General features: G+C 70.7%; 13 protein-coding genes and 2 pseudogenes. 7 read left to right on the plus strand and 8 right to left on the minus strand.

The genetic code is table 11. The features are described from left to right. Window positions 1–221: 221 nt before the first annotated feature. Complete coding sequence (locus tag ACIQVT_RS01610) at window positions 222–401, minus strand: hypothetical protein (RefSeq protein WP_403745831.1); 180 nt, start codon at window positions 399–401, stop codon at window positions 222–224. A gap of 220 nt (window positions 402–621) precedes the next feature. Here ACIQVT_RS01610 and ACIQVT_RS01615 point away from each other — a divergent pair. Continuing rightward, a protein-coding gene (locus ACIQVT_RS01615; protein WP_403745833.1) for an IS5 family transposase occupies window positions 622–1,502 on the plus strand; the annotation gives its coding sequence in 2 pieces (ribosomal slippage) (window positions 622–982 and window positions 982–1,502; 882 coding nt in all). Window positions 1,503–1,587: 85 nt separating this feature from the next. Here the strand turns inward: ACIQVT_RS01615 and ACIQVT_RS01620 are convergent. Continuing rightward, window positions 1,588–2,469 (minus strand): alpha/beta fold hydrolase, encoded by an 882-nt coding sequence (locus tag ACIQVT_RS01620; protein WP_403745835.1) that lies wholly within the window; start codon window positions 2,467–2,469, stop codon window positions 1,588–1,590. 102 nt (window positions 2,470–2,571) lie between these two features. Beyond that, the gene (locus tag ACIQVT_RS01625; RefSeq protein ID WP_310874837.1) at window positions 2,572–3,006 is read right to left on the minus strand and encodes an Rrf2 family transcriptional regulator; all 435 of its coding nucleotides are present in this window, start codon (window positions 3,004–3,006) and stop codon (window positions 2,572–2,574) included. 128 nt (window positions 3,007–3,134) lie between these two features. Here ACIQVT_RS01625 and ACIQVT_RS01630 point away from each other — a divergent pair, with 128 nt between their 5' ends. After that, entirely contained in the window at window positions 3,135–3,884 is a 750-nt protein-coding gene (locus tag ACIQVT_RS01630) for an SDR family NAD(P)-dependent oxidoreductase (RefSeq protein WP_403745837.1), read from the plus strand. 499 nt (window positions 3,885–4,383) lie between these two features. Here the strand turns inward: ACIQVT_RS01630 and ACIQVT_RS01635 are convergent, their stop codons facing one another. Continuing rightward, complete coding sequence (locus ACIQVT_RS01635; RefSeq protein WP_403745839.1) at window positions 4,384–4,605, minus strand: winged helix-turn-helix transcriptional regulator; 222 nt, start codon at window positions 4,603–4,605, stop codon at window positions 4,384–4,386. Here ACIQVT_RS01635 and ACIQVT_RS01640 point away from each other — a divergent pair. The 4 genes and pseudogenes from ACIQVT_RS01640 to ACIQVT_RS01655 all read left to right on the plus strand — a co-directional run bounded on the left by ACIQVT_RS01640 (window position 4,586) and on the right by ACIQVT_RS01655 (window position 7,028). After that, window positions 4,586–4,825, plus strand: a complete 240-nt coding sequence (locus tag ACIQVT_RS01640) for a hypothetical protein (RefSeq protein ID WP_403745841.1) — start codon at window positions 4,586–4,588, stop codon at window positions 4,823–4,825. The two genes, ACIQVT_RS01635 and ACIQVT_RS01640, sit on opposite strands and share 20 nt — an antisense overlap. Before the next feature lie 485 nt (window positions 4,826–5,310). Next, window positions 5,311–5,445, plus strand: a pseudogene (locus tag ACIQVT_RS01645) (ABC transporter substrate-binding protein); the annotation flags it as partial. 232 nt (window positions 5,446–5,677) lie between these two features. Next, window positions 5,678–6,265, plus strand: coding sequence for an RNA polymerase sigma factor (locus tag ACIQVT_RS01650; protein WP_403745842.1), 588 nt, complete (start codon window positions 5,678–5,680; stop codon window positions 6,263–6,265). Next, window positions 6,255–7,028, plus strand: coding sequence for a hypothetical protein (locus ACIQVT_RS01655; protein ID WP_403745844.1), 774 nt, complete (start codon window positions 6,255–6,257; stop codon window positions 7,026–7,028). The genes ACIQVT_RS01650 and ACIQVT_RS01655 overlap by 11 nt, the downstream gene beginning before the upstream one ends. Before the next feature lie 44 nt (window positions 7,029–7,072). Here ACIQVT_RS01655 and ACIQVT_RS01660 read toward each other — a convergent pair whose 3' ends face one another. From ACIQVT_RS01660 to ACIQVT_RS01675, 4 genes and pseudogenes are all read right to left on the minus strand, one after another. Beyond that, a complete protein-coding gene (locus ACIQVT_RS01660) occupies window positions 7,073–8,080 on the minus strand; it encodes a serine/threonine-protein kinase (protein WP_403745846.1) in 1,008 nt (335 codons plus the stop codon). After that, a complete protein-coding gene (locus ACIQVT_RS01665) occupies window positions 8,077–9,912 on the minus strand; it encodes an ABC transporter ATP-binding protein (RefSeq protein ID WP_403745848.1) in 1,836 nt (611 codons plus the stop codon). The genes ACIQVT_RS01660 and ACIQVT_RS01665 overlap by 4 nt, the downstream gene beginning before the upstream one ends. 87 nt (window positions 9,913–9,999) lie before the next feature. Then, a complete protein-coding gene (locus tag ACIQVT_RS01670; protein ID WP_403747960.1) occupies window positions 10,000–10,176 on the minus strand; it encodes a hypothetical protein in 177 nt (58 codons plus the stop codon). Between the two features lie 109 nt (window positions 10,177–10,285). After that, window positions 10,286–10,709, minus strand: a pseudogene (locus ACIQVT_RS01675) (FAD:protein FMN transferase); the annotation flags it as partial. Window positions 10,710–11,907: 1,198 nt separating this feature from the next. On the opposite strand from ACIQVT_RS01675, the gene ACIQVT_RS01680 reads away from it, so the two are divergent. Further along, entirely contained in the window at window positions 11,908–12,984 is a 1,077-nt protein-coding gene (locus tag ACIQVT_RS01680) for a hypothetical protein (protein WP_403745850.1), read from the plus strand. Window positions 12,985–13,110 lie beyond the last annotated feature (126 nt).

The raw sequence follows: 13,110 nt of genomic DNA on the forward strand, positions 1-13,110 counted from the left end.
GACAACCGCTTCACCAGACGTCCATGAGGACGAGCCGGGGGATCACGCCCGCCCGACCGGAGGAAATCGGTGACCGTGCTTCGTCAGCGCACCGTCCGGATACGGCCCGGCCCGGGCCCCGACGCCCATGGGGGCGAGGAGGGCAGCCCCGTCCTCGCCCCGCATGGTGGACCCGGTTCCGCCGGCATCGCAGTCCCGGCCGACCACCTGGCCTCACGCCATCACGTGGTGGTGCCCACCCACCCGGGCTGTTCGCTCATCCGCTCAAGGACCCGCTCTGCGACGGCGAGCTCGTCCCGCTCGGCCCGCGCCTCCGCCAGCTGCTTGGCCGGCTGTTCTTCGAGTTCGTCCAGCTCCGCGCGCCGCGCGGTGATCCGTTCCAGCAGCTCGGGATTCAGCATGCACTGGATCCTAGAAGGCCACCTGGTCACGGTGAGTGCGAACCGACAAGCTGGTCCTGGAGCGAGAGATGGCGCAACCGTCATTGGCGTGACTGGTTGCCAGGCTATTCACTGGCTTGGGCATCGATGGGGATCTCGGTGATGTCAAGGCGTAGCGGGGAGGCTAGGGCCTGTCCAACGGATCATGTGACCTTCGCGGGCCTGGCTCGTTGGCCTGTCCGTGAGGCGGGGAGATCTGTCGAACGAGGAATGGGCCCGGCTGAAGCCGCATCTACCGAAGTCCGCTAAGCGGGGCGGTCGTTGGGTGAGCCATCGGAGGGTCATCAACGGGATCTTGTACCGGAATCGCACGGGGGTGCCCTGGCCGGATCTGCCTGCGCGTTTCGGCAAGTGGAAGACCGTGTATGAGAGACACAGACGCTGGTCGGCGGACGGCACGTGGGACAGGCTCTTCGCCGCTGTCCTGGCTGACGCCGACGCGGAGGGCCGTATCGACTGGTCGATGGTGAGCGTGGACTCCACCTCCTGCCGGGCTCACCAGCACGCTGCCGGCGCCCGCAAGCGACGCCCGCGGGTGCCGGGAAAAGATCAACGCCCCGGCAGCACCGCTCCGACGAGGGGCTCGGACGCTCTCGGGGCGGCCTCACCTGCAAGATCCACCTCGTTGGGGAAGGCGGACGCCGCCCGCTGGCCCTGCTGATCACGCCAGGCCAGTGGGACGACGCCCCACAGTTCATCCCCATCATGGAACGTGTCCCAGTCGCCCGTCCCGGCGGCGGACGTCCGCGCACCCGACCGGACCGTCTCGGCGGTGACAAGGCGTACTCCTCGCGCCGCAATCGCCGATACCTGCGACGACGCCAGATCAAGCACACGATCCCCGAACCGAAGAACCAGCGGGCCAACCGCCAGAGCCGCGGCAGCAGGGGCGGCCGGCCTGCGGGCTTCGACAAAACGATCTGCAAAAGGAGGAACGAAGTCGAGAGAACGATCAATGCGCTCAAGACCTGCAGGGCCGTGGCCACGAGGTACGACAAGCGTGCCTACATCTTCCACGGCAACATCATCATCGCCTCGATTCGACTCTGGCTGCGCCCATGATCTGGGACAGACCTGGCGTACTCGAGGCCGGCACCAGTACCGGAGCAGCCGCATCTCCCCTCAATGCTGCTCTGGCCATGCTTGCTCAATCGGTATGGGTCACCACGGCATCGATGAGCTCGGGCCAGAGTTCACGCGGGCGATCGTGGCCCATGTCGGGGACCAGCAGGAGTTCGGCGCCGGGAACCAGCTCCGCGGTGCGTTTCCCGCCGCTGGGGTCGATCAGCGTGTCGTCCAGGCCGTGGATCACCAGCGTCGGCACCCGCAGCTCACGCAGTGCATCCGCACGTGAACCGCTGAGGATCATCGCGCCGAGCTGCCGCCCGATCCCCTCGGGGTAGTAGGCGCGGTCGTAGCTCGCGGCGGCCAGCTCACGCAGCACCGAGGCGTCGCCGTATCGCTTGGAGGCCCACACCAGTTCCCGCTCCGCCGCCGCAACGTATCCCTCGCGGTCCGCGGGCTTGGGACTGAACAGCACCGCCTGGGCCTCCGGGCTGGACTGGCCGTATTCGCTCTCGCCGGTCGAGGACATCATCGACGTCAAGGTCAGCACCCGCTCCGGGCAGGAGAGGGCCATCACCTGGGCGATCATCCCTCCCATCGAGGCACCGACCACGTGGGCGCGTTCGATACCGAGCGCGGTGAGCAGGCCGAGGCCGTCACCCGCCATGTCGAGAAGCCGATAGGGAACCATGGCGAGGGCGGCGGGAATGTCTCCCGAGCTGACGGCGGCGATGAACTTGCCCATGTCCACAGGATGATCGTCGAACTTGGCGGACAGCCCGCAGTCCCGGTTGTCGTACCGGATCACGTAACGGCCGCGGTCTGCCAGTGCTCGGCAAAAGTCCTCGTGCCAGGCGAGCATCTGCGCGCCGAAACCCATCACCAGCAGGACTGGCGGGTCTCCAGGGTCGCCGAAACTCTCGTACGCGATAGACACCTCAGGGGACACGTCAACGATCGGCATGCACGGAGACTGTCATAGTCATCCACGGAGCGCACCCAGAATATCGTCCGGTGACCTGCACATACTTTCCTGGCTTCTGCCCATGATCCGTCGGACAGGCCCTTAGCGAGGTGCCGCGAGTACGTCCCGGAGTACGTTCTCGAGCGTGACGCGGGCCAGCTCGTGTCTCAGGGTCTCCTCGATGCCCTCGTAGATGCTCTGCATCGCCGGCTGGATGCCGTAACCCACCACGCACCCCTGGTCCGGGGTGGTGCGGTGCATCGCGAACAGCGGGCCGGGTTCCACTGCCTCGTACACGTCGAGCAGGGTCATCGACTCCAGCTCGCGCGCCAGCGACCAGCCCGCGCCCACGCCCCGCCGGGACTCCACGAGCCCGGCCCTGCGCAGCTCGCCGAGCAGCCGCCTGATCACCACGGGGTTGGTGTTCGCGCTGGTCGCGATCTGCTCGGAGGTGGCGACCTCATGGCCCTGGCGCTGATAGAGACCGATCCAGGCCAGCGCGTGGGCGGCAATGGTCAACCTGCTGTTGGCGCTCACGAAGCCCTCCTATCGGCCGCAACGCTTTATGTTACGACAACGCAGTCGTAACAGCGAAAGTTGCAACAGTCTGTCGTAACAATTAGTGTTGCGACTGCCAGGAACGGTCAATCAACGAGGTGAGAAGTATGAGCAAGCCACTCATAGGCAAGGTCGCCTTGGTCACCGGGGGGTCGCGTGGGCTGGGAGCCGCGACCGTACGGCTGCTGGCCGAGCAGGGCGCCGACGTCGCCTTCACCTACGTCAGCTCCGAGAAGCAGGCGCAGGCCGTCGTCGACGAGGTGCACGGCAAGGGAGCCAAGGCCGTCGCCTTCCAGTCCGACCAGGCAGACACGAGCCGGGCGCCGGCGCTGATCGACGACGTGGTCGCGCACTTCGGCGGCCTGGACATCCTGGTCAACAACGCGGCGATCTCCGTGGCTGGCACGGTGGACGACCCGGACGCCGACACCGCCGCACTGGACCGGATGCACGCCACCAACTACCTCGGCGTGATCGCCGTCATCCGGGCCGCCTCCCGAGTGCTGCGCGAGGGCGGCCGCATCATCACGGTGAGTTCCGGACTGGGCTCACGGGTCGGCGCCCCCGGCCTTGCCGACTACGCGGCGACCAAGTCCGGGATCGAGAGGTACACCATGGGCGTCGCGCGCGACCTCGGGCCCCGGAACATCACGGCAAACGTCGTGGAGGCCGGACTGATGGAGGGGGGCATGCAACCGCCGGACCACGAGACCCTCAATGCCCTGGTCAGCTCGCTGTCCCTGCAACGCATGGGGCACCCCGACGAAATCGCCGCGGCGATCGCCTTCATGGCGAGCCCCGCCGCGTCGTACGTCACGGGCGCGGTGCTGGACGCCCACGGCGGCTACAACGCCTGAACCCGAACCCCTGCCGCGCCCCCCGAAGGACATCGCGCCTTCGGGGCGCGCACGGCCGACGTCCCGCGACAAGGCGTACGACTCGAAGGCTGTGCGCGTGGGTTGCGACGCCGCTGCATCCCGGCGCTGATCTCCCGCATGGGCTCCCCGAACATCAAGGGCAGGAGAGCGACTCTCCGGGACTACCCGCCGGAAGGGTCAATTCGTTGATGTGACGGCATTCGCGCACAAGGGGCCGCGGTCGGCCCGCAGACCGGGACGAAACCGGCCACTTCGCGGCGAGGTGGAGCGCGGTCCGGTAGGCGAGGGCGCGGGTGTCGGACGCTGACTGCGCACGGAGAGGTCCCGCACGAGCCACAGACCGGGCGTCGCGGTGTGGGAGAGGACGCGGGGTGCGTGGTTCGCGGCCAGCGGTGTACGTGCGCGGGTGTCGGAGAGGCGGCGGGCCGCCCGAGGCCCGCCCGTCCCCTCGCAAGCGGCGCCGGCTGCGTGCGCGCCGTCAGCGGAGGTCGGCGGGCCGGCCGTGCTCGCGGTTGTACGCCTCGCGGGAGTCGACGATGGCCTCGCGGTGGCGTTCGGCCCATTGGGTGAGGGCCGTGAGCCAGCCGTGAAGCTCGACGGCCATGTCGGTCGCCCGGTACTCGACCTTTGCCGGTACGGCCGCGTACACGGTGCGCGCGATCAGTCCGTCGCGTCCGAGGTTGCGCAGCGGCGCCTCCATCGGCACCGCCGTCCTCGCCACGGTCGCCGCCTCCGGGACGGCCTCGCCGCTGCGGGAGCACAAGAACCGGGGCGACGCGCTGACCGGTGGTTTCCGCCTCGCCTACGCCCTCAGTGCCACGTTCGTCCCGGTGTCGCTCCTGGTCGCCCTGCGCACCTCGCGCTCCGACGCCCCGGCGGTGGAGCGGGCGCCTTCGGACGCCACGGCGACGGCCGGCTGATCCGGCCCCTTCGCGAGTGGTCCGGCCGGCCGGCCGGACCACTCCCCTGTTTTACAGGCAGGGCCCTTCCAGGGGGACGAGCAGGGGGGCTGCGAGCGGCAGGGCCCTTCAAGCTCTGAAGCGTCGCCCACGGTCGACGAGCCTGACGTCCGTGCACGGCCCGGGGGCGCCGGCCGGCGGCCGTGTCGCCGGCACAACCCATGCCGAGCAGGCGTACCTTCCTCCGCGGTCGTCCCCCGACAGCCAGCGCCGTCGCACTTCTCGCCCCCGCCGCTCTCCCGGCGTGTTCCTCCGGCTCCACTCCGCCGTCGGCGAAGAAGGACAGCGGCGTCCTGCGCTAAGGCGCCGCCGTCGAGCCGGACAACTGGGACTCGCACGCGGCCTCCACCTCGATCACCGGACGGCTCCTGAGACCGGTTCTGGAGTCCCTGATCGCCATCGACGAGGACGGCACGGTGCGGCCCTGCCTCGCCGACTCCTGGAAGGTGTCGTCCGACGGACTGACGTACACCTTCTCGCTGCCCTCCGGCGTCACCTTCAGCGACGGCACCCCCTTCGACGCTGAGGCGGTGAAGGCCGACTTCGACCACATCGTCGCACCGAAGACGGTTTCCAAGCGGGCGGCGGGGCACGACACCCTGAGCAGCTTCGCGGGTGGCGACACCCTGGTGCTGATCAGCCGGAACCCGGACGGCGGGCAGGCACTGGCGGACCATCTGCTACGGCTGGCGCGTGAACGGGCACTGACGCGCGTGCGTGCGTGCGGGCCCGGAGCATACGGCGGACAATGGGAATGTGATCTTCCGCCGCCGGCGAGCAATCCCCGGGCGGCGGCCGGCCGTATACAGAGATGTGTCGGGTTTCCGGTTCCCCGTGGGCCGTCTCCCGGACGAGGCTCTGTTGTCCGGGCTGGCCACCGGCGACCCGGAACTCGCCGTCGCCTTCGTACGGAGGTTCCAGCACAGGGTATTCGGCGTCGCCATGACGGTCATCGGCGACCAGCAGATCGCCGAGGACATCGCACAGCAGACGTTCGAACGCGCATGGCGTCACGCGCAGGTCTACGACTCGCGCCGCGGCTCGGTCACGACCTGGCTGACGACCATCGCGCACAACCTCGCCATCGACGCCGTCCGCGCGCGGCGGACGGAGCCGGTGGCACCCGAAGATCTCGACGCGTTGGTCGGCGCCGTCACCGAGACCCCCGAGCGGTGGGCGCTGGCCGATGAGGCCTCGTCCCAGCTGCGGGCCGCCGTGGCACGGCTGCCCCGGGGGCAGGCCCGTGCCCTGGTGATGGCGGGGATCTACGGAATGACTGCCCAGCAGATCGCCGACCTGGAGCAGATCCCGCTGGGCACCGCCAAGACACGGATCCGGGCGGCGATGGCAAAGCTGCGGACCACACTCGGGTCTCCGAACCGAGGCGACCATGTCCAGTGACGCGAACTGCGAGAAGCTGCGGGAACACGGCGCAGAGCTGGCCTTGGGCGTGCTCTCCGGCCGCGAGCGGGCCGAGGCGTTCGCCCACCTGGACCGCTGCGCGGACTGCCGGGAGTACGTCGAGCACCTGACATTGGTCGGCGACGGGCTGATCGGGCTGCTGCCGGACCGCGAGCCGCCCCCAGGCTTCGAGACCCGGGTGGGGCGCGCGCTGGCCCGGGACGCCGCGGCACAGGAGCCGCGCCCGCCTGCGCGCGCGTCCGGCTACCTGCCCACCGGCCGACGCGGTCGCGGCCGCCGGGTCCGGCTGCGGCTCGCGTCGGCCGGGGCCGCCGCGGCGGTCGCCTGCGGGCTCGCCGGCTGGGGGATCAGCAGCGCCGTGCAGGAGGTCACCGCATCGCCCCCCGCCGCCTCCGTGAGCGAGCCGATGCTGGTCGGAGACCTGACCTCGGCCGCGGACGGCGGGCAGCCCGTCGGTGAGGTGTACGCCCGTCCCGGTACCTCCGGCTGGCTCTTCGTGTCCGTCGATCTCGACGGCCGGGGCACCCGGTACAGCGGCAGGGTCGTCTGTCTCCTGGAGCACGCGGACGGCACGACCGTCCGGGTCGGTGCCTTCGCCGTGCGGGACGGTCGCGGCGACTGGGGTGCGTCGGCCGCCGTCGATACCGCGGCGGTCTCCGGTGCCCGCCTGACCTCCTCCGACGGCACCGTCATCGCCACGTCCCGGCTGGAGGTCGGCCACGTCGAGACGCCGGTGGACTGAGGCCCGACGCCGTCCGCCACGGCATCAGCACGTCTCAGCACGTCTCAGCGGGGTGGAGCGGGCAGTGCCGACCGCAGAGCGGCGGCCAGATCGTCGACGGCGGGTCGGGACGAGGGATCGGCCCGCAAGCAGGCGTCGACGGCGTCGGCCACAGCGGACGGCAGGCGCCGCCGGGAGCCGATCGGCGGGGCGCTCCGGTTCAGCTGCGGGTACCACCCGCCGGTGCTGCCGGTGCCCTCGCCGGCCCCGTCACACCGCTCACACCCCTCACGCCGCTCGTGCCCGGTACTCGGCCCGTCGCCGTTCTCGCCGTTCTCGCCGTTCGCGCCGTTCGCGCCGTTCTCGCCGTTCGCGCCGTTCGCGGCCCTCGCGGCCCTCGCGGCCCTCGCGTGGTCGTCGTCGCGGGGGAATGGCACGTCACCGCACGCCACCTCGAACAAGGTGACGCCGATGCCCCACACGTCGGCCGCGGCCGTCAGAGGCCCTCCCCGGGCCTGCTCCGGAGCGAGGTAGCCCCGCGTGCCCACCCCGGCGGGCGCGGGGCCGGGGGGCCGCGCGACACTCAGGTCCAGCACCTTCGCGTGACCGCAGTCCACCACCACATTGGACGGCTTGACGTCCAGGTGCAGCAGGCCCCGGCCGTGCAGGTAGTGGATCGCGGAGCACAGCTGGACCCCGAGCAGCGCCACGTCGGCGGCGCCCGGCCGGCGCCGCAACCGGTGCACGAGGTGGGAGAGGGTCTCACCGGTCAGCGTCTCCAGCACGACGAGCGGTTCGGGCGACTCGAAGGTCTCGTAGGCCCGGGTCAGATGCGGATGGGTGAACTCCCGCAACCACCCGCCCTCCCGCAGCAGGCGCTCGCGCAGCCGCTTCTCGTCCCGGCGGTCGGGCCGCACGGTCTTGATCACGCACCGGCAGGCCCGTTCCACGCTCCAGGCGTCGTAGACGTCCAGCCAGCCCGTGCGCGTCAGATGCGCCAGCACCTCGTAGCCCGGAGCCGGCTCCGCGCCCGGTGCGAGGGCGGCGGGCGGCCGCGGGGTACAGGCCCTCACGACGGCACCGGCCGCATGGCCGCGGACCCGCTTGCGGCGTTCAGCCGGTGGAGCCGGGCGTACGCCCCGCCCCGCCGCAGCAGATCCTCGTGGGTGCCGTACTCGACGACCCGGCCGCGGTCGAGCACCGCGATGTGCGTGGCGTCGCGGACGGTCAGCAGGTTGTGGGAGATCACGATGGTCGTCCGCCCGGCCATGAGCCGCCGCAGCGGGTCCATGATCCGCCGCCCCGACCGGACGTCCAGCCCGCTGGTCGGTTCGTCCAGGAGGAGCACCGGCGCGTCCCTGATCATCGCGCGGGCGATCGCCAGGCGTTGGCACTGTCCGCCGGAGAGCGTCCGGCCCCGCTGGCCGACCATCGTGTCGTAGCCCTGGGGCAGATGTTCGATGAAGTCGTGCGCGTCCGCCGCGCGCGCCGCCGCGACGATCTGCGCCTGCGTCGCCTCCGGCCGGCCGTAGGCGATGTTGTCCCGTACCGTGCCTTGGAAGACGAGCGTCTCCTGGAGGACCACCGCGACGTTCTCCCGCACGTCGGACAGACGCAGGTCGCGCAGGTCGGTCCCGTCGAGGCGAACCGCTCCCAGGTCGGGGTCGTAGAAGCGCAACTGGAGCTTGGCCACCGTCGACTTGCCCGCCCCGCTCGCCCCGACCAGCGCCAGCGTCTGTCCGGCCGCGACCTGCAAGGACACGTCGGACAGGGCCCAGGACGAGGTACCGGGATAGCGGAAGCCGACGCCGTCGAACTCCACATCTCCCCGCGCGCGACCGATCGGCCGGGCGCCCGCGGCCTGCACGACCTGCGGCCGCTCATCCAGCAGTTCGATGATCCGTTCGGCGGAGGCGGAAGCGGCGTAGAAGGTGGTGCCGAGGCGCGACAGGTTGCGGACCGGGCTGTAGAGCTTGCCGATCAGCGCGAGGAAGACCAGCAACCCGCCCAGTGTGAGCTGCCCCTGGGCGAGCTTCCAGGTGCCCAGGCCCATGACCGCCAGGCCGCCCGACACCTCGATCATCTCCACGACGGGTCGGTAGACGGCGTGGATCCGCGCCGAGGCCATCACCGCGTGGAACCGGCCGAGGTTCTCCGCACCGAACCGGCGCTGCTCCCATTCCTGCCGGTTGTACGCCTGCACCAGGGCCACATTGCCCAGCGTCTCCTCGGCGATCGCGCTGATCGAACCGCTGCGTCGCCTGCGTTCTCGGGACGCCTTCTTGATCAGCCGGGAGAAGTGCCGGGCCGCACCCCAGAACATCGGCACGATGGCGAGGGCCAGGAGGGTCAGGTCCCACTGTAGGTAGAACAGCAGGCCGAGGAAGACGCCCAGCTGGATCACGTAGTAGAGGGCGTCCGCCACGCCCGAGAGCAGGAACGTCTCGACCGAGTCGACGTCACCGGTCACCCGGGAGAGCACGTCCCCCAGCCGCCGGCGTTCGAAGAAGCCGAGCGACAGCCCCTGGACGTGTCCGAAGACGGCGGAGCGGAGGGTGAGCAGGAAGCGTTCGCTGACCCAGGCGGACGTCACGTCGTCGGCGAAGCCGAGAACGCCGGAGCCGACGACGAGGCCCAGGTAGGTCGGAGCGAGCCACAGCAGTGGCCCGAGGTCACGGGGGACGAGCACGTCGTCCACCACGATCTTGAAAAGCCATATCTCCCCGGCGTCGATGGCGGGGCCGATCAGGCTGAAGAGGACCACGGGAACGAACCAGCGGCGGCCCCCGCGGGTGTACGGCCAGAACCGCCGGAACACCTCGCGCGGCGCCACCGGCGGCGGGGCCGCGACCACGGCGTCCGACGCCTCACCCACCGTCAGCAGACGCCGAAGGCCGTACGCCATGGCATGTGTTCCTCATGGATCGACATGGATCGACGGCCGAGCGGGCCGGGTTGTTGGTTCTCCGGTCCGCTCAGCCTTCGTGTGGGGTCAGTACCGGTTGTTGTCGTTGTGGTCACCGTGACCATGACGGCCGCCGTGGTCGCCGTGGCCCTCACGGTCACCGTGTCCGTGACGCCCGCCGTTGCCGCTGCGGTCGTCGTTCTCGGACGTGTCGTTCCCGTGGTTGCGGTGCCTGGCGGGCATGAGATGGCTGAAGATTGCCATGGCGTTCCTCCTGAAACTTGCAGCACTTGGGATACGTCCCGGAACAGGAGTTAGATGGCTTTTCGGGAAGAAAGTGAAAAAATATATGAATCCGGGGCTGTCGTCTCAGCCCGAGCCGCGCCGAGCCGCCCCGCCGACCCCCGCCGCAGCGCACCTCGTCACCCGCCGGGAACAGCAGCGCCTCCACGCCGGAAAGTGACTCCAGCCACGCCGGGCAGTGACTTCAGACCACGTCGGCCGGGCCCGCGATCCCGTCGCGAACGCCGCGGTCGTCCAGCAGTCCACCCAGGTCAACCGGGGACCCAGGTCAGCCGGGGGCCCGCCACCGTCACCGGGACCAAGTGCCTCGGCCACCTCCCAAGCACACCGGTCCGCGGTCAGCTCGCCGCGGGCCTACCGCGACATCCCTGTCCTCGCGGTAGGTGCTGAACAGCGCGTCGGCCCGGTGCAGGTCCGCGATCGCCTCCCCGCAGGACCTGGCGTACCGCACCGGCGGCCCCGGTGCGGATGTCGAAGAAGAGGACGGTCCCCATGACCTCCTCGGTGTGCCGCAGCGCGGCGGGAGCCTCAGCCGACTCGGCCACCGCGTCAGCGACCGGCCTGGTCCAGCGCCGACCGCAGCGGCTGCCGGTAGCCGGTGCTGGTACAGCTGACCCGGAGACGGAGACGGTGCCCACGGTTCTGGCCGCCAATGGCCGCGGAACCGTGCCGTCAAAAGAACCCCGGCCGCACGACGATGATCGGGCGATGACCGACCGCCGCCCGCTGGGCACCGGCCACGACCGCGCCGACGCAGCCCGCACGCAAGACACCGATCCGGTGTCGGCACCACACGCCCAACTCGCCGCCGAGCGCCGGCCCGCCGTCCCGGCCGCCGAGCCGAAACCGCGTCCGGCCCCGAGCGCCGCGCGCTCGGGGCCGGCCCCGTCGCGCCGGGCAGCGACCACGGCTGTGACGGGCCCGGCGACAGCGGGCGGTGACAGCCGCCCGCCGGGCGACCCGCAGGGGAACCGCCCCGAGGAGCCGTCAACGGCACCTCGCGCCGCCAGGCCGAGCGGCTCCAGGACGAGCAACACCGACCTCCGCCACCGGACCGGCTCGCACAGCACGGCCTGAGCCGGCGCACCGTGGACCTGGTCCACCTCGGTCATTGCCGTACAAGTCGCGGCCGGCAATCTACTCGGACGGGTGCGCCCGTGGCAGCAGGCCGGTGACTGGTCGGCCGATCGGGTTCGCTCCACCGCGGCGTGAGTCAGGGACGGCACCGGGCGGCAGGCCGACGCTTCTCTACCCTCCCTGTGCCACGCTACTCCGCAGCCGGTGCCGGGCATCATCACCACAGCCAAGCGGCGGAGTGCCGCACCCGGCACAGGGCGCGAGCGTCGCGGCGCCCGAGCGCGACGGCCATCTTCTTCGTGCCGGATGGGCAACCGTTCGCGATCGGCAGGAGTCTGCCTAGCGAGCGGGGTCTGTCTCCTCGGGAACACCGTCCGTTCACTCGTGCCCCCAGCAAAGGATCCCGCCGTGCCGACACCCTCACCAGCCCGTCGCACCTTCCGGTCCTCTGTCGCCGCCCTCGGCGCAGCAGGCCTCATCGCACTGGCCACCGCACCTGCGGCCTACGCCGACGAGAACACCCCCGACCTGGTCGTCGGGGGCGTCGGGCCCGTCAGCGGGCTGAGACCGGGAGACGGCTTCGACATTCCGGCCACTGTGGCGAACAGGGGCACGGTGACAGCGGAGAGAGTGTGGATCGCCTACTCCGTCAGCCGAGGACTCGACTTCGCCCAGGTGCCCTCCAACTGCCAGGTGCAGCACGTGCGGCCCTACGATGAGATGCCCGAGCGGTGGACCGCGGTGTGCGCGTTCGACCAGGCGGTGAAAGCCGGCGCCGTCTACACGACCGACAGGCCCCTGCGCGTCACGGCTCTGGACCGCGCGCTCAACGACGAACTGCGCCTGCGTGTCGAGAGTACTGATCCGGGAGCTGATGACAACGGCAGTGACCCGGTGGCGGGGACCGCACCGCCCGTGCAGCTCGTTGAGGCGCAAGCCGGGGGCGTGGGGTCGGCGCGCGTCGTCGACGTGCCCGTCACCACCGTGAACACGGCCGACTACCAGGTCACGGGTGCCGCACTCCGAGGGAGCGTCGGAGACACGGTCACGATGAAGGTGAAGTTCACCAACGCCGGCCCCGCCTGGGTGTGGCCCAGGGAAGGGGACAAGGCCGTCCACGTGGTGATCACTCCTCCCACCGGAACGTCGGTCGTCAAGCGCGGCACCTTCTGCGGGGCCGAGAACGGAGCGTACGTCTGCGGCATGCGGTCGCTCTACGAAGGCAGCGGGGAGACCTACACCTTCGACTTGCGCATCGACAGACGGGTGGTCGGCGCCAAGGGGTCCATAGCCCTGTCCACCGAAGCCCGGAGGTTCGATCCCGACAAGGCCAACGACCACGCGGACATCACCCTGGACGTCGCGGGCGGTGGCTCCTCCGGCTCGTCAGGCGGCTCGGACGCGTCAGGAGGATCCGACGGATCAGTGGGCGGCTCGACCAGCGGCACGGACGGCTCGTCAGGCGGCTCGAACGGCTCGACGGGCACCTCGAACGGCTCGACGGGCACCTCGACCAACGGCTCGGACGGCGGATCGTCCTCCACGGTCACCGGCGGGACGACGAGCGGTGGCAACCTCGCGGAGACCGGCTCCTCGACGCTGCCGGCCGCCGGCGTAGCTGCCGGGGCGGTAGCGATGGGAGCCGGCGTGCTCCTCGTCCAGCGCCGTCGCCGCGCCCAGCGACCCGACTGACCCTTTTACCGATCTTGCGTGGGCACCTGGCCCGGTCGCCGCAGCACGTGGAAGCTGAGGACGCTCAGGGTTCGGCCGCTGGACAGGCGCCGACCGGCACCGAGATGGGAACGAGCTTGCGACCGG

Source organism: Streptomyces sp. NPDC100445 (assembly GCF_044759735.1).
Classification (GTDB): domain Bacteria; phylum Actinomycetota; class Actinomycetes; order Streptomycetales; family Streptomycetaceae; genus Streptomyces.